Consider the following 25,714-nt stretch of genomic DNA (forward strand, 5'->3'; position numbering starts at 1 on the left):
AAACTGAAAAACATCAACCAAATTACCACTGACGTAGTTTGTGGCCTTTCAATGCATAAAAAAGAATAAAAATATAACAGGGAATCATCACCCAATAGGCCATCTGCGGATTTTCAGACACGGAAGAGAAGTGACCGTAGGCCAAGGGCAATAAAGCGCCACCAGCTATTCCCATGATTAGGAGTGCAGAACCAGTACCGGTGTATTTACCAAGCCCTTCGAGTGCCAGTGGCCAAATGGCAGGCCACACCAACGCGTTGGCGAACCCCAGCAAAGCTAAAAACATCACCGTATTGGGTACTGTGGGAATACCTGCCCAGCCAAATAATACGCCGCTAATTAAATCCGACGACGGGGAGGCAAACATAACACCGGCGGTAAACACAAGACCCAGCAAAGCCGACATCAACAAGGCGCGCTCTTGACTCAAATATTTAGGAATAGCAACAACCCCCAATATATAGCCAAGCACCATAAACGACATGGTATAAGAGGTTAGCGAACCAAAGTGCGCCACACCTAAACTGCGGCCGTAAAGGCCTATAGTATCGCCGGCAATCACTTCCACACCCACGTACATGAATAATGCCAATGCGCCCAAAATAACTTGTGGAAACGCTAAAATGCCAAGCTTATCTTCTACCTGCTCAGCTTCTTCCTCTAAAGTTAATTCCGCCAGGGGTGAAAGCTTCACAAACGCCGCTAAGCCCAACAGCGCAATAGCCATATAAATATAGGGCGGCACTAAACGGGACGACAGCTCTGCGAGGCGGGTTGCGCGCTCAGACTCAGTCAAGGATGCCAATACAGCGTCATCAAACTGATCCATACCAGTTAGAATCCACGCGGTAAACAGTATCGGCACTACGATACCGGCAGCCTTGTTGACCAACCCCATCACGCTGATGCGCATCGCCGCACTCTCACGCGGGCCGATACAAACGATATAAGGGTTGGACGCCGTTTGCAGTAATGTTAGGCCAGTGCCTAAGATAAACAGCGCGGCTAAAAAGAGCGCGTAATGACTCGTTTGGGCCGCCGGAATAAACAACAAAGCCCCAACAGCCATCACGACCAGGCCAATGACCATACCACTTTTGTAACCTGTTTTTTTCAGGATCATGGCACTGGGTAGCGCCATAAAAGTATAGGCTATGTAAAAAGCAAAGGTTACAAACAGCGCTTGAAACTCGTTGAGCTCGCAAACAATTTTTAAAAAGGGAATCAACGAACCGTTAAGCCACGTCACAAACCCAAAGATAAAGAAAAGTATGCCAATGATGAGCATGGGCACAAAGGTACTTTCTTGCTTCTGAGAAACCACAGCTGAGGAGCTCATATTACACCTACTCTTATATTTTTTTAGTTTTTAAACGTTACTATTGAACAATAATTTCATCGATATACAAGGTTACAGGAACCATTTTACTGTCTTCTGTAGAAAATCGCTGCGCTTGATTTTCTGCTTTCACCTTTAAATAGCGCATGCGCGTCGGCTCAAATTTTAAGCTTGCTGAAACCGACTGCTCATCAATTTCTGCAGCTGTGGCACTTGCCAGCGCCGACCAGTTCTCACCATCCTCAGACGACCATAACGCTAAGGCAGTCGGCCCATAAAAATGACGAAACCTGCCAGCATTAAACCCGAGATTAAACAGTGTTGCTTGAATGGTTTCAGGAAATTCTACGATGGCTTCGAAAGATTCACCTGGAAAAGTGGCCCAGTCATCCAACTGAAAAATTTGATCGCGTGCTAAAACACCATCCACTAGCGAAACTTCAGGCTGCGTGTTCCAAGCTCTATCGGCATCAACCTTAAGGGTCACCTTTGCGCCAACCGCCTTATGTGATTGCAGAGTCAATCGACGCTCTAGATACATCTCACCGGTTAGTTTGCTCTGTGCTCTGGCACGAACGATTGCACCCTTAGGTAGCAATAGCGGTTCAATATAGAGCTGAGACTGGGCGTTAGGTAAAGAGCCGTCTAACGTATAAAAAATATTAACCTCAGGCATATCATTCGACAAATGCACCCTAAAGCCCGCTGCCGAATGACTTACCTGTGCATTCACGACATAAGTACTTTTGGCAACATTCAAACCTTTGGTAGAGAAACGCTCCATTAACGCAGGCAAACGTTTAGAAAAGTCTTCCCAGCTGCGCTTAGAAACATCAGTCCAAACAACTTCTGCCAGTGCACTCATACGCGGCAGTACCATGTATTCCGCTTTCGCTGGCGAGCGCACATACTCAGTCCAAAGATGGCCCTGTGCGCCCAATATTCTTTTCGCCGCATCAGTGTTTTGCAATTGTTCAGGGATAACCTCAAAACTATAGGTTTCCCGAATCGGGGTTAATCCATGAATCGCCAAAGGCTCGTCAATTGAGCGCGACTGATAGTGATCAAAATACAAATGCGAGCCAGGCGCCATAATGGCATCATGCCCCTCTTTGGCCGCGTGTATTGCACCTTCGATACCACGCCAGGAGGTGATAGTTGCGCTAGGTGCAACATTGCCTTCGAGAATCTCATCCCAGCCGATAATTTTACGACCCATTTTGTTGATCGAGGCCTCAACGCGGCTTATGAAATAACCCTGCAAGGCTAGATAATCTTTGAGACCTTTTTCCGCCATGATGGCGCTGCAATCTGCACAGCTCTGCCACTGCTCGGTTTTGACTTCATCTCCGCCTACATGAATATAGGGCGACGGGAAAAGCGCTACAACTTCGCTGAAAACATCGTCTAAAAAGGAAAATGTTTTTTCAGTAGGACAAAGTACTTCAGGAAAAACACCAAAATTCTTCTGAACGCTAAATTCCTTACTGACGCACCCGTACTCAGGGTATGCTTTGAGAATCGCCGACGCATGACCCGGCACATCAACCTCAGGAATGATAGTCACCTGACGCTGCTGCGCGTAGGCTACGATATCTCTAATCTCGGCTTGAGAGTAAAAGCCACCGAGTTTCTGGCCGTCATATAACCCATCCCGATCGTAGGTATGTCCCACCACGGTTTCATCTCGCCAAGCGCCAACTTCTGTGAGGCGGGGGTATTTTTTAATCTCAATACGCCAACCCTGATCATCGGTCAAATGCCAATGGAAGTAATTGAGCTTATGCATCGCCAACAAATCGATGTATTGCTTGATAAAAGACACCGGGAAAAATGTGCGGCTCACATCGAGATGCATGCCACGATATGAAAAGGCGGGCTGATCTTGAATATCGACCGCAGGAAGTGGCCAGGCGTGTTTATTTACCGGCGCATTCAGCTCAATATCACTGCCAAATAACTGCCGCAATGACTGTACGCCCCAAAACAAACCAACGGCCGTTGACGCCTTAATTTGTACACCTTGCTCGGTTACAGTTAGCTGATAAGCCTCTTTTGCATAGGTTTTATCGTCCAGTATCAAGGCAATAGCATTATCAGCCGTTTGATTAGAAACAATAGGAAAACGATAGCCCGTAGCAGGCCCAAACTGCGATTGAATATATTGTGCAATCGGTAACGCATCTTCCGTTGCTACAATTACCGTTTGCGCATTGACCGAAAACTGCCCTTCAAGCCGTTTTACCGACGCGGGCAATGGAATAATACGAGGGGGTTGTGGCTCCTCGCTCTGAACAAAATCGCCATTCACAGCCACATTAACTGGCGGCGCAAAAGATTCAGATTTGCCACAGCCAGAGACAAAAACAACAAGTAGTAATACGTAGGCTAACTTCACAAATGACCTCGTCATCAAATTATTATTAGGCGGTTTTGTCTAGACTCAACAGTTCTCGCTTGGCAAATAAAACGGCACCGAATTCAGGCTGCATTTGCGCCTGTGTTAAACGGGAAACCACATCCGGTGACATCCAGCGCTGTAATCGCTCTGAAACACCTCCAATCATGGAAAGCCGTTTTGCACCTTGCGTTAAAAGCTTTGTCGCTACGGCCGAAATATAATCAGCGCCATCTTGTACCATGGCTACACACACAGGATCTCCCTGTTCGGCAAGATCCATCACTAGGGGTGCCAGTTGGGCATATTCCTTCGACGTTGCTCCCACCATTTTTCCCACAAGATCAATGCCTTTTGCCTTAAGGCTGTTTTCAACCTTAGCTTTCAATGGCGAGTCATCGGCCAGCCCGTCCGAGGCGAGTAACGCATACTTTAACGCCTCCAATCCAAACCAGGCACCACTGCCCTTGTCGCCAAAGGGAAAGCCATGTGCACCGACAATGAGTGACTTACCTTTAACTGTTGAGTAACCACAGCTACCAGTACCGGTAATAATGACCGCACCATCCGCGCCAGAATGAGCGCCCAAGCAAGCAATATGCAAATCAGTGGTGAGGAAAAACTGGGCGAAAGGGTGATCCCATTCAGTCATGATCTTGAACAGATCCGGTAAATTCACCCCAGCGAGCCCCGCTCCAACGACCAAGCGAGAGAGCTGACTGCGCGCTATGCCCGCAGACTCCAACGCAAGCTCAGCGGCGAGGGTAATTGAAGTAATGGTTTGCTCTACACCGTGCAGCGGGTTTGCTGCGCCAGCAATACCTTCACCCAGCAGCTGATTTTTCTCATCTACAAGAATGGCTTTGGTTTTACTGCCACCACCGTCAATGCCAAGGTACATCACACCCTCTCCGATTGGCACCTGCCCCATCACTCACCTCAGCTTATTCACTTATTATTAACCGATAAACAGCCGATGCTGCCTGTTCCGAATTCATACCTCAATCGCGCTAAAAAGAAGGGTTGGGACTGACAGGCCACCAACCCGCAAGAGAGCATAGCTACGAGAGGAAAGAGACAAAGGTGTGTGCGGTTGCGAAGCAGCACGCCTTTGAAACCCACGCTAGCAATGGCCTAAGCCAAGGACAACGTTGTCTAACAGTACCCACTTGGGACAACGTTGTCAACGAGTGTTTTTACTTTCTGTATTCTGAAATTAAATCCTTATGGGGAACCGCCTGATGACAGATTTCCGCGACCTTTTTGTCGTGAGCGTCCCGGGTGCGCTCCAATTCGGCGACATCAACATCGAGGCTTAAAGACGGAAAATGTCCCATTCCATATAAGACATATCGATAGTTCTCATCGGTGAAGGTCGTGGTATAGCCACCGGCTAAATCAAGGTACTCGCAAATCTTGGATCGCCATACCCCGAGTTTTTCACCTAAACTTGGGCAACCATTAACTGAGGCCTGAGCCTTGCGCCAAAAGGCATTATCATCGCGATCCGTTAAACAGTAATGCAAAACGATAAACTGCTTTAAGTCCTGATAAACACCCGACATAGCCTTGTTATATGACAATCGGACATTGTTATTCAGGTCTGAACTCGAAAGATGGGTAGACAGTAGTTTTGCGCCAATATTTATAATGTGCAGCCCCGTTGATTCCAAGGGTTCAATAAAACCCCCAGACAATCCCACCGCAATACAATTACCAATCCAGAATTGCTTCCTACAACCTATCTTCATTTCCAGATGCTTAGCTGTACATCCCTTGCTGGCTTCGCCAATATGAGCTCTTAATTCGCGCTCAGCATCCTCTTTAGAGAGCAGCGAACCATCATAGACATAGCCAGTACCACGCCTATTGGCCAAATCGATTTCCCAAGCCCAGCCATAATCCAAGGCAGTGGCAAGCGTATAAGGTTTAATGTCAGTCTGCTCCGTATAACCAACCTGTATCGCCACAGCACGATTACACGGCAACACATCTTCAAATGACTCCCAGTTTTCAGCCTGCAGTTGATCAATTAACAAACCTTTGAAACCGGTGCAATCGATAAAGATATCCGCTTCAAGCATCTTACTGTCGGTAAAAACAGCTGTCACCGAGCCCTTTTCGGTCTTAACCTTGGTGACTGTATCAACAATATGCAAGACACCCGCTTCTGTAGCCTTGCGACGCAGGAAGCGAGCCATCAACACAGCGTCTATGTGGTAACCATATGGGACTAAACCGGAATAAGGCCGAGAGTTTTTCGACTTAGGGCTAAGGTGGGATTTTATCAGATGGGATGAGGCGCAAACCCCTTCATCATAACGTTCAGACTGAAATCGCTCGCCTAGCATCCAATGTGTGGACACATCAAACCGATCTGTTTGATCGTTTGGCTCAAACGGATGAAAATACTCATGCGTCTGACCATTTTCTGGTTTCATCCAATTTTTGAACATTATCCCTGTTTTATAAGTGGCGTTAGTTTCTTCAATGAGCTCTCGTTCATCTAACCCCATAGCAGCAAAAAAGAATCGAATACTATGAACCGTAGCCTCACCAACGCCAAGTATCCCTATATCATCACTCTCTAAAACAGTTATCTCAAAATTACTTCGGTTTTGATTAAAGTATCTATTGAGATAAATAGCTGTCATCCAACCAGACGAACCACCACCAACGATCAATATCTTTTTCATATGTTAAACCAAAAAATTTAGATTTTCTGAATTCCATATCGATGAATTTTGTCTATAAGCTGCCTATGAGGAAGCAAAGTCTTTTTCTTGCTGTCCAGAGTTTTAGACATATAGGCACTAAAATTTAACATGGAAGAAATGTATTCATTTGATATACATTGCCCTTTCAAGCTAGGATTGAAACCCATACCATAAAGAACATACTCAAAATTCTCTCGATGAAAAATGCCGAATTGATCACCAAAATCAAAATCATTTGGTGCACGCTCTGACCAAAGAGAAAGCCGATCTGACAACCTATCAGGAACTGAGCTAATATCTCTATTATCCTGCCAAAATGAAGTATCTGATCGGTTTGAGATACAATAATGCAGTTTCACAAAGTCAATAACCCCCTCCCATGCGAATGCTACACGATCGTTAAATCTATTAGCGGCAGCCGATATAAGAGTGGGATCGCAAGGTAATAAGGCTGCAAGCATTTTTGCCGTCACATCGAACATCAACAAGCCAGTTGCCTCCAACGGCTCAACAAAGCCTTGCGCCAAGCCTATAGCGGCGCAATTTTTAATCCAAAACCTATCTCGATAGCCGATTCTCATATTAATGGTTCGAAAATCGCTAATTAACGCATCATCACCAATGTGCTTAGCGAATACGTCTTCAGCTCGCTCAGAGGAACAGTGCTGAGAGGAGTACACATAACCTAGCCCTCGCCTATTAGATAGACCTATGTCCCAGATCCATCCCTCCGATTGAGCTGTGGCAATAGTTGAACAAGGTATTTCAGAATTAGCCTCAGGGTATTTAGTTTGTGCAACAAGCGCTCTATCAGAAAACAGTATTTGTTTTTTATCAACGAAGCGCGCCCCCATTTCCCCTTCTAAAATGGCTGCAGAAAAACCAGTGCAATCAACAACAAAATCAACGGCAATATCACCTAACGCATCAGTTTTAAGCTTTTCTATGTACCCATCCTCTGATTTAACAACACCCAATACATTGGCTCTGTAATGAACCACATTAAAGCCTTCGATCGCCTTATCTTTCAATAAGGTTGAAAATTTTCCTGCATCAAAATGATACGCATAACTAGCCTCGCCCTCGTACTCCCTATCGGTTACTTTCTTTGGCCCCAGACCCGCGTCACAAAAGCCCGCTTGAATTGACACACTATGCGCAAAGCTTCTACCTTCACAATGCCCGTATAGCCAATACGGCACAGTATCTATTGGGCTTACAATCGGATAATCAAACAAATGATGATAATAATGCGTACCTGCAACATCTGGATTATTCTGCCAATTTACAAACTTAATGCTTTGTTTGAAGGTTGCATCACACTTTAATATCAAGTCAGACTCAGGTATCCCAAAAGACGCCAAGGATTGACGAATAGAGGGCACAGTACCCTCACCTACGCCAACGGTAGGAATATCTGGAGATTCAATTAGGATGACTTTAACACTACCATTACCGTTCGAGCTTTTTTCTTTGGCGATATGACAAGCTGCGAGCCAACCTGCCGTCCCTCCACCAACAATTGCTATGACATTTACTGGCTTAATATTCAAGATAAAAACCCACTAATGATTTAGGAAACTGCCAAATTAAGGCGAGCTAGTTCACGCAACTTTTGCATTGAAAGTAACTGAGCGTAAACAGCCGTTAGAAAACCACGACGCCTCAGCTCAATAAACTTATCATCAGCTAACTGTGATAACCTTTTCATATCTACCTGATAGACGCCACCGATAGAAACACTTTCAGAGCCCACTAGGTCAAGCGTGAGATTCTGCTCCGCCAATAGATCAAACTCTAATAAGGTTTCTAGGTACCGAGCCGTAGTTTCCTGCTTACTTTTATAATCCAGTAACTTTTTTACGATGCTCATAAGATATTCGGTCTGATCACCACTCGCTTCAAATAGCGGCTGCCCAATATGAGCATTAAACTGATCAGAACTCTCATCGACACACAATACGTACTTATCCTCTTCAACGCTTGCCATTACAAAAGGTAAGTTTTGTACACAATATGGAATATGGATACCTCGCCAAACCCCATTATCAAAGAAAACATTGCTATCTACTGAAAAGCCCATGAGTGCAACAAGCTCAAAACTTCCCGTTTCTGAGTTTTTGACGAAAAAAACCGGTAATTCTGCTGCGATACTCGCTAATTCGCTAACAACAACGGTGACCATGTTAGTTTTCATCAAGCTCCTTATTGAGCCTTCTGCATTGACCCTCATGTGGCCGTGTTGCTCGAAACTTAACGGGGTCCAATGACTAGCCATAGAAACAACCTTAATAACATTTACTAGAATGCAAAAAAGGGGGCAAGCCCCCTTTTTCTACTTACCTAACACATATCACGGTTAGAACTTTACGCTTGCACCGAGAACAATGCGACGCGCTTGCTCATACTCATACAATGGGAAGCCTTCGGCAAAACCACTGTAATTAGTTTGGTAGTTATTATTACCATATTGATGTGAAGATTCACCCGTAATATTAATAACATCTAATTTTAAATCAATATTATCGGTCACATGCATTGATGAACTGAAGTCTAGAGAACCAAAGTCATCATGCAGACGATTACCGTACGAACCTACTTCGCGAATCATATACTCAGAACGCCAATTGTACGAAAGGCGAGCTTGGAACATATCATTTTCATAATAACCGGTAAGGTTATAAGCGTGCTCTGAACTATCGCTCAGCTGCTCATTTCTATCGGTGTATGAATCTTCAGACGTAGTCGCATCCGTATAGGTGTAGTTCACAATGGTACCGAAACCGCTATCCCACGATTGCTGGTATTGCAGCTCGAAACCACGGATATCGCCTTTGTTGCCATTTGCTTTACGCTGCACTGTCCACTCGAGTTCATCTGGGCGAAGCGTTCCGCCGAAACCGGGTACAGGCAGATCATCAGTCGCAACATTTTCTTCGTTAGAGAAGGTTACAAAGTTGGCCACATCTTTCTTAAATAGTGCAAATGAAACCATTGCACTGTCATCAAAGTACCACTCCAAACCAACATCATACTGATTAGCAACGTATGGTAACAAGCCAGGGCTACCCAAAACATAGAACTGGTTCGATGGCAAATCGTCATTGGCGCCGCGTACATCTGGATTGTAATACATATCACCATACTGCGGGCGTGCCATAACACGGGCTGCAGAAGTACGTAAGATTAATTCATCCGTTAAATCCATCTTGACGTTTAAGCTTGGCAATACTTCAGAGTAATCACCTGACTCAGTGCGACGCTCGGTACCCACATAATAGATAGATGACGCTTCTGTTTGAACATAGCGAACACCAAAGTCACCGCTGATGCCGTCAGTTTCAAAATTGGCCATTACATAAGCGGCCGCATTATCTTCTTGCACGTTACTATAGGAACCTAGACTCTCTTCACGGCCAGTAATCGAGGCGCGCGCCAAATTTTTCATGGCGCTATCACTCACGTGGAGAATTGAGTAGCCACCTGCGCCTACGTCGAGAGTGCTCGTAATACCACTGGTATCTAGAACCAAGTTCGCCGTTGGGTCTTGAGTGAACTGAAATTGACGACTGGTTGTTTCATGCTCAGCATAACGAGCACCTGTTTTAATAGACGTGATCGGACCAAGGTCTACATCAAACTCGATATCACCTTGCAGGTAATCTTCGCCATCGGTTTTTGGTGTAGCATTAAAGGCCGAACCAGTGCCCATTACGATCGAACCAGGGTTATATTCAGATAAGCTCGCACCCTGAATACCGTTCGGCAGATCCCATGTTTGACCACCGCCGGTAAAATCATAAGTCCCGCCAACAATCGGCGTGCCACCTGTACCATCATCAAAGACGGCTTCGAAGTCTGTACCACCCGTGGAGTTCGTACTTCCAACCTGCGCATGAACTTGGAAGCCGTCACCATGAAAATTCATTTCCAGATCAACCACATCAGAATTCATGGTCGCTTCGCGTGGACGAGCCTGATAATAAGCAACATTCAAAGGCCCAGCGGCTTGAGTTCCGTCGATCCAATCTGTTGTGGTGCCACTTCCCCAGCTTGTATCTGCCTGCGTCAACCACAATGCGTAGTTGGTATTGTTGGCTTCCATCTGCATATCCATTACGTTTAATGCAAATTCAAGCGAATCCGTAGGCTGATACTGAAGTGTCGCGGTTAAAGCCTGACGCTTACGATCATTGGTAAAAGCAACTGGGCCTGCGCCCCACTCCCAAAAGGCCTCATTACCTTGACGCTGCAAAGCGCGCTCTTGGTATACAGCAGAAACCATCACGCCGATTGTTTCTTCGTTGTTTTTGAAGCTATACATGCCAGAAAGCATTGGGTCCCATTGCTCTGAGTCGTCGCCATAGCCCCCTTCTATGGATGCATATGCAGTATTTGCATCGAGATCAAGCGGTTTACGCGTATTAACAACAACGGTACCACCAACGCCGCCCTCAAGAAGATCTGCTCGAGACGATTTGTAAACTTCCAGGTTACCCACGAGCTCAGAAGGGAGCAGCTCGTAATTAAAGGAACGCCGTGCTTGATCGAGCACGAACCAACCGGTTGATGCTACGTTTTGACCATTTAACGTGGTCAGAGTCAAATCCACACCAGCACCGCGGATCGAAACGGCGGCACCCTCGCCAAATTGGCGCTGAATTGTTACACCCGGTACACGCTGAAGCGATTCGGCGACGTTCTTATCGGGAAACTTACCCATATCTTCTGCAGTGATAACGTCAACAATTGACTTGCTATCACGCTTTACATCCATAGATTTTTGGATCGAGGCACGAATACCCAACACCTGCACTTCTTCAATTGAGTCAATCGCGGATTGTTCTTCGGCACTGACCTGCGCCATTGCAGCCGTACTCATAAACGCCATCGCACCCAAAGATCCGCAGGTGATCAGGGCGCGATTGACTGTTTTGATCGCATCGCTAAGTTTTGTAGACATGTATGTCCCCTTCTGTTCTAACTTGTTATTTGAATGACCTAGAACTTCCTAACAACCGCCGTGAGCCTCTTTGAGCCTTGAAGACAACGTTGTCGGTAGGCTGACATTATGACGTTTGGACAACGTTGTCAACAGCTTTTGGTGTTTATTTTAGATAACAAAGAAATGCAACTGGAGATACCGCTAAGGGTATATCAGCAGCCACTGCTGGCTCTGGGCGTTAAAGAAGCCTGAGTCTTTATAGGCTTGCTCGATCTCTCCGCTTTTACGCATCTCTTTAAGGCCAATTTGTAAAGCCGTAAACAGAGCTTGGGAAAAGGGTGTGTTTTTACTCACAGCAAAAGCGCGCTCGGCCGGAAATGCAACCTTCACACCCGGAATAGGCTCTAAGTAACGCCCGTCACCGGCATCTATATTCAGCGAGGGGCCCGAGGGGAATGGCGCCAAGACAAAATCTGCACGACCCGCTAAAACCATCCGCACCATAGAGTCCCAACTGCCGGCATATTGAAGCTGTCGATAACCCATTTGCTCTAAAAGACTCCAGTCCATCTTCCAATTACGGTTGGTCACCGGTGTCAATTTAAGCAATTCAGGCAGTGTCTGCGATTGTAAAACGGCGGTATTGCGTTCCCGCGTATACAGGCCCACCACAAACTCCCCCCGGCGCACCATGGCATCGCTGACCCACATATCCTGAACTGACTCTCTCGCGTCGAAGTCCCACACAGTGGTGCCGGTGACCGTGATTTTGCCTTCAGATAGCTGCTGAAGGATGCGTAAATACCCATCCACAGGCCTTATTTCAATGGCTTGGCTAAACCCGCCGAGCACCAGCGCTCGTTGCAGAAGGAACAACTCGACTACATCGCGGCGAGAGTTTGGGTGAGCATAACTAGGTCTGGTATAGAAGGAAGACGGCTCTACGAGCAGATAATCTTGATAAACGTCTGTTGGAACGCCGATAAGCGCACTACTCACCGCCGGCTCAGCAGATGCAAAAAGGCTATTTGTTAGATAGAAAACAAATAGATAAACGATGAGATGCCTAACCACATAGTTTCTCCCACTCCCACAGTGGAGTTTAGCAGCTAGGGGGAGCTTAACTTGAAAAAGAGCATTTAGACGATCAACCATCGTCTAAATGCTCTTTTCTGCGCTAAATAGCCGGCGCTACGAGGTTGGTATCCAACCCGCCAAACCCAGAGCTCGCCAAGGCTATTACAGGGTCTTTTTGTTCGGGCAGGGGTTCGAACCGAATGGTCAAAAACGCCTTACCGTTAATGATGATCACTTTGATAACGTCCCCCGGGTAAATTAAGTTGGGGTTTTTTACCTTGGGGTTTTGCTGCCAAAGCTCAATCCATTTATAAGGGTCTTTAAGAAACTTCTCTGCGATATCCCAAAGTGTATCGCCTTCTTTAATGTGGTAGCTTTCACTATATCCAGGTTTTAACTCCGGTAATGCCGCTTCTTCCGGAAATAAAATCGGCGTAACCGCATTGCTCTCTGCTTCATCGGCAGGCTTTTTCTTGCCCTCCTCTTCGTCAGTTTCCGCGCCAGCGGCGGTAGCATCAACAGGTAATAAAACCCCGGCAACGAGACGATATTCACCCGTGGCAACCGCATCCGCACTGGCACTATAAGGGCTCACGGCCTCAAAAATAGCCGGGTCGACTTGTGAAAAATCTTCCACCGCCGTTTGCACAGCACTCTTAACCCCCTGCCCCGCCTGCTCGCCATAGACCGACTCAATTCGATCACCGGTAAAGCTAGAGGTTACAGGCACAACACCCACATACAAAGGCTCTACAAAACTCAAGCCAACAAAATTTACACTCTGGCTAACATTCATTGTCACCGGTGCAAATTGATCGCCGATCGCAAGGAAAGGTTCTGTATTGGTACCTAATACTAAATTTGCGGCGGTGAAATTGACTTTGTTTTCAACAACTGACAGGTTGCCAATGCCTTCACTTGCTAAATCTATATCGCCTGAGCCGGCATTAATTGAATTAATTTTTATATCATCTTTAACGACTAAGGCAATATCAATGCCTGTAGATTGGGTATCAATGCTTATCAAATCTACATCCGTATAGATATTGACATCGCCCGCAGACGTGATGCTAACGTCGCTAACGCTCACGTCGCCACTCACCGCACTCTCAGATGACGAATTAACGGTAAGCGCGAGTGTATTAGCGTTGCTAAACTCTAAACTCATACCACCCGTCATCAAGCCAGTGCCCGTCAATTGTGTATCGGCGAGGGATTCAACCTGAAGATTTTCGCTACTATCGAGTAGAGCCTCAAACTGTGCAAAGACGTAATTGCCCAAGCCGCTTTCACCCTCAGCAGTGGCCGCCAAATCCCAACCCAATCCGGCAACGCCGGACGCTAAAGTATCATTGCCTAAGCCACCACTTAAACTCGCTGGAGCAAATTCATGGCTTAGTATATCGAGCCGGTCATCACCAACACCTAAGTCTAAGGTTTGCAATCCACCCGTTTGCAAACTCACGCTGTCATCGCCGCCGCCAGTATGCATCGCCGTTAAGCTTGCGCCATTGACAACAACAGAATCGCTACCGGCTCCAAGCTGTAACGCATCTATTCCAGCAAAAGAAACACTGGATGCTTCGTTACTAAAGCTTGAGCTACCTGAAATGAGGTTCCAGCTTAGGTCTACATCTGCCCCAACCAAGGTGTCAGCAGCGCCATTAGCTTGTAAATAATTTAAGCCATTAAACGTCATGCCTGCATATTGCAATTGGTTTACATCGGTAAATACATATTCACCGCTTAATGCAGCCCCATTGAAGCGACCCGTATTATTGACGCTTTCTAAATTCGTGAATAACACCGACACAGAACCTAAGTTTGCCAACGCAGTTCGCTCAGCCAATTCACCTTCGATAACAAGCGCGCGCCACTCGGCACCCTCGTTCATTACCAAATCGCTACCGCCTGCGCCATCCACCTGAGTTACACCAGTAAAAACCATGCCAGCAGCTGCAATGTCACCGGCAGCACTTAAGTCGAATTGATCAGCGCCAACGGTGCCAATTATCCGATCACTACCGGTACCAGCTAGAATCTCAGAAACACCGGCAAAATTGACACCCGCTACAGCTAACGTATTAGCATTAATACCCAACTGGAATTCATCTTCTACATCAGTACCACTCAGTACCAGAGCCTGTCCGCTAACGTCGCTCATGCCAGTGGCAAGCAAACTAGCGATTTGTACTTGACCAAAGGCATTGGTCAGCGCAAGAGACTGTCCAGCGCTGAGGCTCAATGCGTCTTCACTACCTGCTATTAACCTAGTGACACCAGAAAAATCTACTCCCGCGACAGACAGCAATGCACCCTCAGCACTCACGTCGAATAATTCGGCAACCCCGGTGGCATGGATTAAGCCCGCATCCGTTGCCGTAACCAATTCCACTTGCTTGAAATTTACACCACCAGACTCAAACTCGCCGCTACCGAGTAACTGCCAAACTTGACCGTCAGCGCCGATCAACTGATCTTGCCCAAGCCCTGCATCCAATTCACTCAAGCCCGAAAAGCTTACACCGCCGAGGCGCAGGCTGTTGCCAGCAATCAGTTCATAGGTTTCATCAGAATCGCCGGTAGAAAAGAGTTTCTCAGCGCCGGAAGCGAAGCGCATCCCCGTGAATTCAACGCCGCTATTTGTCAATTTTTCGTTGCCATCAATAAGCCAAGTTGAGTTCACCGGCGCTTGCACCGCATCCTCACCACCACCCGACGCCACGGAGGCTAAACCTGAAAAGGTCAGGCCCGAAACACCAATTTCTCCATTTTCAAAGAGCACATAATTCTCAACGCCAGTGCTACCAATTAATGTATCCGCCTGAATAAACTCTACACTATCTAGGTTATAGTCAGCTGCGGTAAATTGAGTCCCGCCCAGCAAAACAACAGCACCTGCGTTAGCGATGCTATCTTGGCCGCCCGCGCCATTAATAGACACAAGCCCTTCAAACTCTATCAGTCGAGCGGCGATGTTAGAATTTTCTAGCACCGTAAAGCTATCATCGCTCTCCGTTCCGCTTAAATTTGTCGCCAATACTTTGTCAACACCACTTATTAATAGGGTTTCGACCCAGATAGATTGGTCGCTATTCTCAAGCTTGACGTTATCTGCACTAACTTCATTAGCCCCAACACCAAGATTGAGTTGCGAAAATCCACTGACGGCCAGTGACGTGAAGTCAATATCCTGTAATCTGAAATGCGCCGCATCGGTAACCGAAACAGTATTTGAATCGGCAACACTTGAAATGACATTTGCCGACGTTTCAACACGCTCAATAGCGGAAAACTCAATGCCATCTGCAATGGCAACCCCGGGCGTATTGAGTAACTGCCAAGCGCTACCACCAGATACGGAATCGAAAACGTTAGACCCAAAGAATTGAGTTGCGCCAGAAACAGTCATATCGCTAACAGTAATCTGATTGTTACCATTAATTGCAACGGAGGAGCCACTTGCATCAGCCAAAACTGTTTTAGCATCTACCAACTCAATGCGACTAAAAGTAGACTCAGAAACTTTGCCTTGGCCAGACACCGAAGTGAGCTGAAACCCATAAGAATCATCTACAATTAACGTATCTTGACCACCCATACCATCAACGGTGGCGAGCCCAGCGACTGCGCTAGAGCTATACAGCACGCCATTATGCGAAACACCTGCAGCATCGATAGAAAATAGATCGTCATCGACAGTTCCAATTAGCGTATCAAAGTCGCCGCTCACCTTTTCTAAGCCGCTGAATACAATACCCGCGTGTTCGGATTGCGCGGCATTTAAGGTTTCCCATTGCGCACCCGCCAGACTGATAACCTCATCGGCATCCAGCACAGACTCGCCAGCAGTAAGACTAATCAAATTATTGAAATCCATTTGATTAACGCGAACATTGCCCAGACCTTGAACAACAAATATTTCACTCTGTTCACTACCAATTAAATGCCCGCCGTTGATAGTCTCAACGCTGCTAATTGCTAAAGAAAGAGCATCGATAGAAAGCCTACCAACTTCATCCGTCAACGAATATTGGGTTTCCGAGAAGCCGGTGAATACATCGGCACCAGATCCGGCGTGCAGTGCGTGCAATCCATTTTGAAATTTAACGTCCATATTATTTGCACGTAAATTTCCATTTGACAGCAAGCTAAAGGTATCGCCTAACGCACTTCCGAATATTTCTGCCGAACGGCTAACGATATATTCAATATCAGTAAAAATTTGCGCCATATTTCGGGCAGAATTGGAGCCTAAAATAGTCCAAGCTTCATCATTTTCACTGGTCACCGTATCGTAACCACTGCCACCAGAAATACCATTAGCATTGGTTACATCTAATCCGCCTGCAGTAACCTTACCATCCACATCGATAATAAAATTAATACCCGCTTCACCACCTATAATATTGCCATTTTCAACCCGCTCGACGCTTAGGAAAGTAATTCCATCGGTAATAACACTCTTATCTTCGGCTAATAGCTCAAATGTTTGGCCATCTCTCGCGCCAACCACATCGTCCCCGCCCAACATATCCACACGGCTCAAACCAGCGGCTGCGGATGATTCCAGCGTCATGTTATAGGCAGATATCTTATTGGGTGCAATTACGTTAACAATGTCGTCATCAGCAGACATAAAGGCACTCGTTGCAGCACCCGATAAGGCTTCAAAACCAAAGAATTCCGTGGTGTTATAAACAGCGTGCTTATTCCCGATTAATGACCATGAAAAGCCATCGGCTCCACTTGCAGAATCTTCCCCGCCTAAAGCATCGACGGACAAAAAGGATTCACCGCCAACAACCGTAAAATCAATGTCATTAGCTGTGATGATATTGCCATTGATTGAAAAAATATCAGCACCGCCGGAACCAACAAGTACTCGAGAACTACCTTGAGCCGAACCAATATGGCTGAAACGAATATTCTGACTTTCAGCAATTGCTATCGAAGGATCAAGGTCATCCCAATCTAGAGTCCAGCTTGCACCACCAGACACACTATCACCGCCCGCTAAATCCCCACCATCAACTTCACTCACACCAGTAAACTGTATCGATTTCACGACCAGTGCTTGATTGCCAGTAATAATAAATTGATCGACACCCGTCGAACCAAAAATACTGCCCACCTGAACAGCCGCGAGATCTTCAAAAAGGGTGTTACCCCAAAGCACTGCATTTTCATCACTGACTAAAGTAACCGCTGCAGCACCAGCAAATAGCGTGTCACCAGTGGTACTACCACCACCCAAGACCTTTTCAAACTCACCACTATTTTTACTAAATTTAATTCCTTGGAAAGTTACCGAGCTACCACTAACATCCGTAAACTCATCATCGAGCGCCGAACCAGTTAAGATAGCTGCATCGGTATTGGCCGCATCGAGGCCGATAAATTGAATGCCGCTGTTGGTAGCGCTATTGGCTGCAATGTCTGTCCAATCGCTTGCGCCTATACCTGTAACCGTATCACCGGTATCGGTGCCAAGATCAATCGCGCTAAAATTACCGCCACCCGCAACATTGAAGGTAATGTCCCACGCCTCAATACTGTTAGCGGCGAGTACGTCGACAATGTCTGCCGCGGCTGAACCTTTCAGCGTTGTGAGCGCCGAATTCGCAAACTCTATGTCCTCAAAATCAATGCCGTTGTTGTGGGCACTATTGTTACTACCCAGCATTGTCCATTCGCCAATGCCATTAACTGTGTCCGCATCTGAACTGCCGGCCTTAACCTTTGTTAGACCACTGATTTTGATACTGGCCACATCAAGAATATTGACGTCATCAAAGGCATAAGTACGAGCAACACTACCATCGTCTACCAGTGCGGCCGCCGTCATAACATCAATGCCGGTAACATTAAGTGCGTCAAATACCCTTACACTTTTTTCACCTGCATTAAGCGCGACAGATAGGCCCGTTGCACTAAGCGTATCCGTATCAGCACCCGCGTCAATAGTGGTAAAATCACCCCCGCCCGTGCGGGTAAACTCTATGCTGTTAGCCGTTACTTTTGCAGCACTATTTGAAAGGGTGAACACGTCATCAGACGCCGAGCCCGTTAAAACACTCAATGAGCCTACGGCTGTATCCAGTCCAGTAAAAGTAACACCGCGACTCTCGGCTTGCTTAACCGCATTACCACCGATTAACGTCCAACCCGCACCACCGGTCGCTCTATTTACGCCGTTGGCATCGCCGGTTAACACGGTCGATACAGACGTAAAATCGATAGCTTTAACGGTTAATGCGTTATTTTCAGTTAATGCGAAGGTCTCACCGGCATCTGTTCCTTGAATGACCGCGCCATCGATCAGATCCAATCCGTAAAAATCGATGGTTTCAAATACAACATTATTATCGGTGCCCCTTAACGTTACTGTGCCACCCTTCGCATCTAGCTCGTCAAAGGTATCACCACCGGCGTTAACTACCGTAAACTTCGACGCGCCATCAGCTACGGTAAAGCGAATGCCGTTGCCAATAACGGTATTACCCTCGAGTGAAAAACTGTCTGCATCGACGGAGCCGGTAAGTACACTACTGATACCATCGGCAGAGTAGATGTTTTTAAACTCAACCCCACGGCTTTCTGCGGCTGCCGTGGCGTTATTCCAACCCAAGGTCCATGCATCACCGTTTATGACAGTGTCATTTCCACCTTGCCCATCGACCTTGCCGACGTTGGTGAAATTTATTCCATTAACCTTGAGTGCATTATCGTCAGTGGTCGACAGCGTAAAGCTATCAACGGAATTGGTACCGGTAATATCCGCGCCAGCAACGGAAAATAAGTTTTCGAAGCGGGTATTATCCAAAAACACATCGTTTGAGCCGTCGGCAACCAACGTTACATTGACTCCTGCAGCCGTTAAGGTATCTTCTCCGCCTGCGCCGACCACATTAATAAAGTCACTCGCCGACGTTGTAAATTTGATGCCGCTAAAGGTGACTGAATTACGAGAAACGTCAGTGAAATTATCGTTGCCGGCGGTGGCGGTTAAGGTCACTGCATCGGTTTTTGCTATATCTAAGCCAGTGAATTTAATACCCGCGTTAGTGGCGCCCTTGCTTTCGGTAATGTCAATCCAATCCTCAGCGCTCAGACCGGTAACTTCATCTAGAATGAACTTTCCGTCAGAATCTACATGATTACCCAAATCAACCTGAGTAAAATCGTTGCCACCCGTAACATTGAAGGTTATATCCCACGCTTTAACACTGTTAGCGGCAAGTACGTCGACAATGTCTGCGGCGGCTGAACCTTTCAGCGTTGTGAACGCCGAATTCGCAAACTCTATGCCTTCAAAATCAATGCCGTTGTTGTGGGCACTATTGTTACTACCCAGCATTGTCCATTCGCCAATGCCATTTACTGTGTCAGCATCTGAACTGCCGGCCTTAACCTTTGTTAGACCACTGATTTTGATACTGGCCACATCAAGAATATTAGCGTCATCAAGAATATTGGCGTCATCAAAGGCATAAGTACGAGCAACATTACCATCGTCTACCAGTGCGGCCGCCGTCATAACATCAATGCCGGTAATATTAAGTGCGTCAAATACCCTTACACTTTTTTCACCTGCATTAAGCGCGACAGATAGGCCCGTTGCACTAAGCGTATCCGTATCAGCACCCGCGTTAATAGTGGTAAAATCACCCCCGCCCGTGCGGGTAAACTCTATGCCGTTAGCCGTTACTTTTGCAGCACTATTTGAAAGGGTGAACACGTCATCAGACGCCGAGCCCGTTAAAACACTCAATGAGCCTACGGCTGTATCCAGCCCGGTAAAAGTAACACCGCGACTCTCGGCTTGCTTAACCGCATTACCACCGATTAACGTCCAACCCGCACCACCGGTCGCTCTATTTACGCCGTTGGCATCGCCGGTTAACACGGTCGATACAGACGTAAAATCGATAGCTTTAACGGTTAATGCGTTATTTTCAGTTAATGCGAAGGTCTCACCGGCATCTGTTCCTTGAATGACCGCGCCATCGATCAGATCCAATCCGTTAAAATCGATGGTTTCAAATACAACATCATTATCGGTGCCCCTTAACGTTACTGTGCCACCCTTCGCATCTAGCTCGTCAAAGGTATCACCACCGGCGTTAACTACCGTAAACTTCGACGCGCCATCAGCTACGGTAAAGCGAATGCCGTTGCCAATAACGGTATTACCCTCGAGTGAGAAACTGTCTGCATCGACGGAGCCGGTAAGTACACTACTGATACCATCGGCAGAGTAGATGTTTTTAAACTCAACCCCACGGCTTTCTGCGGTCGCCGTGGCGTTATCCCAACCCAAGGTCCATGCATCGCCATCCAAGACAGTGTCATTCCCACCTTGCCCATCAATCTTGCCGACGTTGGTGAAATTTATTCCATTAACCTTGAGTGCATTATCGTCAGTGGTCGACAGCGTAAAGCTTTCAACGGAGTTGGTACCGGTGATATCCGCGCCAGCAACAGAGAATAGATTTTCGAAGCGGGTGTTTTCCAACATTACATCGTTTGAGCCATCGGCAATCAACGTCACATTGGTTCCTGCAGCCGTTAAAGTATCTTCTCCGCCTGCACCGACCACATTGGTAAAGTCACTCGCCGACGTTGTAAATTTGATGCCGCTAAAGGTGACTGAATTACGAGAAACGTCAGTGAAATTATCGTTGCCGGCGGTGGCGGTTAAAGTAACAGCATCGGTTTTTGCTATATCTAAGTCAGTGAATTTAATACCTGCGTTAGTGGCACCTTTACTTTCGGTAATGTCAATCCAATCCTCACCACTCAGGCCGGTAACTTCATCTAGAATGAACTTTCCGTCAGAATCTACATGATTACCCAAATCAACCTGAGTAAAATCGTTGCCACCCGTAACATTGAAGGTTATATCCCACGCTTTAACACTGTTAGCGGCAAGTACGTCGACAATGTCTGCGACGGCTGAACCTTTCAGCGTTGTGAACGCCGAATTCGCAAACTCTATGTCTTCAAAATCAATGCCGTTGTTGTGGGCACTATTGTTACTACCCAGCATTGTCCATTCGCCAATGCCATTTACAATGTCCGCATCTGAACTGCCGGCCTTAACCTTTGTTAGACCACTGATTTTGATACTGGCCACATCAAGAATATTGGCGTCATCAAGAATATTGGCGTCATCAAAGGCATAAGTACGAGCAACATTACCAGCGTCTACCAGTGCGGCCGCCGTCATAACATCAATGCCGGTAACATTAAGTGCGTCAAATACCCTTACACTTTTTTCACCTGCATTAAGCGCGACAGATAGGCCCGTTGCACTAAGCGTATCCGTATCAGCACCCGCGTCAATAGTGGTAAAATCACCCCCGCCCGTGCGGGTAAACTCTATGCTGTTAGCCGTTACTTTTGCAGCACTATTTGAAAGGGTGAACACGTCATCAGACGCCGAGCCCGTTAAAACACTCAATGAGCCTACGGCTGTATCCAGCCCGGTAAAAGTAACACCGCGACTCTCGGCTTGCTTAACCGCATTACCACCGATTAACGTCCAACCCGCACCACCGGTCGCTCTATTTACGCCGTTGGCATCGCCGGTTAACACGGTCGATACAGACGTAAAATCGATAGCTTTAACGGTTAATGCGTTATTTTCAGTTAATGCGAAGGTCTCACCGGCATCTGTTCCTTGAATGACCGCGCCATCGATCAGATCCAATCCGTTAAAATCGATGGTTTCAAATACAACATCATTATCGGTGCCCCTTAACGTTACTGTGCCACCCTTCGCATCTAGCTCGTCAAAGGTATCACCACCGGCGTTAACTACCGTAAACTTCGACGCGCCATCAGCTACGGTAAAGCGAATGCCGTTGCCAATAACGGTATTACCCTCGAGTGAAAAACTGTCTGCATCGACGGAGCCGGTAAGTACACTACTGATACCATCGGCAGAGTAGATGTTTTTAAACTCAACCCCACGGCTTTCTGCGGCTGCCGTGGCGTTATCCCAACCCAAGGTCCATGCATCACCGTTTATGACAGTGTCATTTCCACCTTGCCCATCGACCTTGCCGACGTTGGTGAAATTTATTCCATTAACCTTGAGTGCATTATCGTCAGTGGTCGACAGCGTAAAGCTATCAACGGAATTGGTACCGGTAATATCCGCGCCAGCAACGGAAAATAAGTTTTCGAAGCGGGTATTATCCAAAAACACATCGTTTGAGCCGTCGGCAACCAACGTTACATTGGCTCCTGCAGCCGTTAAGGTATCTTCTCCGCCTGCGCCGACCACATTAATAAAGTCACTCGCCGACGTTGTAAATTTGATGCCGCTAAAGGTGACTGAATTACGAGAAACGTCAGTGAAATTATCGTTGCCGGCGGTGGCGGTTAAGGTCACTGCATCGGTTTTTGCTATATCTAAGCCAGTGAATTTAATACCCGCGTTAGTGGCGCCCTTGCTTTCGGTAATGTCAATCCAATCCTCAGCGCTCAGACCGGTAACTTCATCTAGAATGAACTTTCCGTCAGAATCTACATGATTGCCCAAATCAACCTGAGTAAAATCGTTGCCACCCGTAACACCGAAGGTAATATCCCAAGCTTCAAGTTCTGAACTCGAAACAATAGTCACGCTATCAGCAATTTCAGAGCCTTTAAGAACCGTTGCTTCTGACAAGGCATATTTAATACTGCTAAAATCAATATCGCTATTCCGTGCACTGCCACTAGCACCTAATAACGTCCACTCGCCAATACCTGTTACTGAGTCATCGCCCTCTCCGGCATCAACCTCGCTCAACCCAGTAAATTCGATTGAAGCGGTATGAATCCCGAGACCTGTAGCTAAATCATCCAGCTCTATTGCGTCATCATCGCTAGTTAACACAAGCCTGCGAGTATTATTTACCGCTGCAACGCCCTTGAGATGAAAACCACCAGTACCGCTACCATCACCACTGATAACAATCTGACTATTTTTGGCGCCGGCGCTTCCGCCTGTCTTTTCTACGAGCCCGAAAGCGTAGTTTGAAGGGTCATTTGCATCCGAAACGTCCACACTGACATTTACTTTTTCACCCGTAAAATTGACCGTGCTCTCGCCATGAATCTCTGCATAGACAGACAAGCCTTCTGCGTTAACCTTAAGTGATTGAACATCTTGCCCGCCATCGTTCTTAATGACGTAATCAGCGCTAGGATTTGAACTGTCAGTTTCAAACGAAAAAGTAACTTTTCCACCTAAAGCATAAGCCAGGATAGATGCAGCATTAACCTGACCTAGCTCAGCGAGTATCTCAGCATCACTCAGATCAGTACCGGCGAGCAACTCGTCACCAACTTCAATAGTGACAGTTCCTGCACTGGTAATTACTCCATTATTTTCAAAACCACCACCAGAACGACTACTGAAACTACTTACCTCAATTTCACGATCCTTCGCGACCACCACATCACCAACAGCTGTGGCGTCAAGTGCGCCGGCGCCAAGGTTAATATCGCCATTGAATTCAATATCTTTATTTGAAATAAGTGTTAGATTGACGTTGGCATCTGCTTCACTCGTGATATTTCCATTTAATTCAATGCCGAGAGCATCACTAGAATCCAAGGCGCCATCAGCAATTAACGTCAGCGTGTGACCAGCAGTACTTTCAAAATGTAAATCAGCCGATAACTTTATACCCGTTCGCTGGCTATTTTCGACCGGGGGTAAATAAGTACTTGACTCTATAATTAAATTATTTTCAGATAAATTTTCCTGAACCATGCTAACCGAGATTTTATTTTTATTTTTAGTTGAATCAGCATCTAAAACTGAAACAATCTCTAACCAATCGGGATCAATCAACCAGGCACCAGCAGCTGCGCCACTGGCGCCTCGAGTGGAAACAGTTATTTCATTGAGGTAGATTGAACGCGCAGAGGTTTCGATAAAGCCACCACTGCCAGTGCCCGCGCCGTTCGCTTCAAATCGTCCGGAATAAAAACCTTCAGCATCAGCCCAGGCCACAATGGTGCCGCCGCTACCGTTATCGGTCGCAGAGGCGGCAACCCTAGCACCTTTCTCCACAATTGATTTTTCAGCGTGAACAAGGGTTCTATCTTGACCTTTGTAGCTACCACCAATACGGATATCGCCACCACCAGTCGCACCAAGTGCGTCGACCGAGCTGCCCGAGAGAAGCGCTACTTGCTCGCCCAATATATCGACAGCGCCTGCTTTCCCAGCAGCTGAGTTAGCCCTTACCTGGCCCGTCAACTCAACGTGATCGCCTTCAATATGCACCAAACCACCTTTTAAGGCGTCACCGCTAGCATCCAAGCTGCCGGCAACCTTTACCGCGCCGCCGGAACCAAAAAGCCTAATTTTTCCACCGCTCGTATCTATGCCCTGCGCCTTAATAGAGCCAGTGTTATTCACCGCTGCATCAAATAAATCTTTAGATACAGATGCGTCCAATAAAACCTGCTTGCCTTCGATGGTGCCGGCATTTAATACGGCATTTTCCACCCCGGCCTCTTTCTCGAGAACTGCCTTGGAGATTTGCACACCAATAAGCCCATCGGAATCAAAGGTAACTATCGCCTCGTCCGCCGCTGACAGGGAAACAACATCAGCCTTTATGAGGCCGTGGTTTTCAACACGCTTTCCAAGCAATGCAGCACTAGAGGCGTTAATCGTACCGTAGTTGATAACAGAACCTGACTTCCCCACTTCACCGCTTAACTTATAATCCCCATTCATAAAATCATTGGGATTAATATCTAAACCGGAAACCGCAATACCACCGACGTTTACACTGGCAGATTCAGTGAACAACACACCATTCGGATTCACCAACAAAACATGGCCATTCGCGTCAATCGAGCCGCGAATAGTGCTAGCGTTATCGTCTAAAATCCGATTTAACACCAAAGAGGATGACGACGGCTGAACGAATAGCACTTTTTCATCGGCAGCCAAATTAAAAGATTGCCAATTCACGGCCATCAAATCAGTAAATTGATTGACCTGCGTCACTTTATCGTCATTTGGTGCATCAATAGACCCTGAGCCACCCACCACCACACCACCCTCGGGTGCAGCAGCCACCAAACTTGAAAACCCCATTACCGAGCTGAACAATCCACCCACTAATAACGTATTCAAACTAACTGAACGCGCTAATAACGTAGACACGAACAACGAGCAAGCTTTGCCTTTCACTTCTGTGGTGTTAGCGTTCATAGGT

The 25,714-nt window shown here is 46.8% G+C and carries 9 protein-coding genes; all 9 read right to left on the minus strand.

Annotation, left to right across the window (positions count from 1 at the left end):
• Positions 1–22: 22 nt before the first annotated feature.
• Positions 23–1,339, minus strand: coding sequence for a sugar MFS transporter (locus QWY82_RS15515; RefSeq protein ID WP_290264192.1), 1,317 nt, complete (start codon positions 1,337–1,339; stop codon positions 23–25).
• A gap of 40 nt (positions 1,340–1,379) precedes the next feature.
• Positions 1,380–3,737, minus strand: coding sequence for a beta-N-acetylhexosaminidase (locus QWY82_RS15520; RefSeq protein ID WP_290264194.1), 2,358 nt, complete (start codon positions 3,735–3,737; stop codon positions 1,380–1,382).
• Positions 3,738–3,762: 25 nt separating this feature from the next.
• Positions 3,763–4,638 carry an N-acetylglucosamine kinase gene (gene nagK, locus QWY82_RS15525; RefSeq protein WP_290264196.1) on the minus strand — a complete coding sequence of 292 codons (876 nt, stop codon included), beginning with the start codon at positions 4,636–4,638 and terminating at the stop codon, positions 3,763–3,765.
• A 295-nt stretch (positions 4,639–4,933) separates the two neighbouring features.
• Complete coding sequence (locus QWY82_RS15530; RefSeq protein ID WP_290264197.1) at positions 4,934–6,433, minus strand: tryptophan halogenase family protein; 1,500 nt, start codon at positions 6,431–6,433, stop codon at positions 4,934–4,936.
• A gap of 17 nt (positions 6,434–6,450) precedes the next feature.
• The gene (locus QWY82_RS15535) at positions 6,451–8,007 is read right to left on the minus strand and encodes a tryptophan halogenase family protein (RefSeq protein ID WP_290264199.1); all 1,557 of its coding nucleotides are present in this window, start codon (positions 8,005–8,007) and stop codon (positions 6,451–6,453) included.
• Positions 8,008–8,027: 20 nt separating this feature from the next.
• Positions 8,028–8,732: a SapC family protein gene (locus QWY82_RS15540; protein WP_290264201.1), complete on the minus strand. Its 705-nt coding sequence runs from the start codon at positions 8,730–8,732 to the stop codon at positions 8,028–8,030.
• An 81-nt stretch (positions 8,733–8,813) separates the two neighbouring features.
• On the minus strand, positions 8,814–11,417 hold the full coding sequence (locus QWY82_RS15545) for a TonB-dependent receptor (protein WP_290264203.1): 2,604 nt from the start codon (positions 11,415–11,417) through the stop codon (positions 8,814–8,816).
• Between the two features lie 183 nt (positions 11,418–11,600).
• The gene (locus QWY82_RS15550) at positions 11,601–12,554 is read right to left on the minus strand and encodes a substrate-binding periplasmic protein (RefSeq protein WP_290264205.1); all 954 of its coding nucleotides are present in this window, start codon (positions 12,552–12,554) and stop codon (positions 11,601–11,603) included.
• 22 nt (positions 12,555–12,576) lie between these two features.
• Positions 12,577–25,710 (minus strand): filamentous hemagglutinin N-terminal domain-containing protein, encoded by a 13,134-nt coding sequence (locus QWY82_RS15555; protein WP_290264207.1) that lies wholly within the window; start codon positions 25,708–25,710, stop codon positions 12,577–12,579.
• Between the last annotated feature and the right edge of the window lie 4 nt (positions 25,711–25,714).

Origin of the sequence: Simiduia curdlanivorans (genome assembly GCF_030409605.1) — a bacterium.
Classification (GTDB): domain Bacteria; phylum Pseudomonadota; class Gammaproteobacteria; order Pseudomonadales; family Cellvibrionaceae; genus Simiduia; species Simiduia curdlanivorans.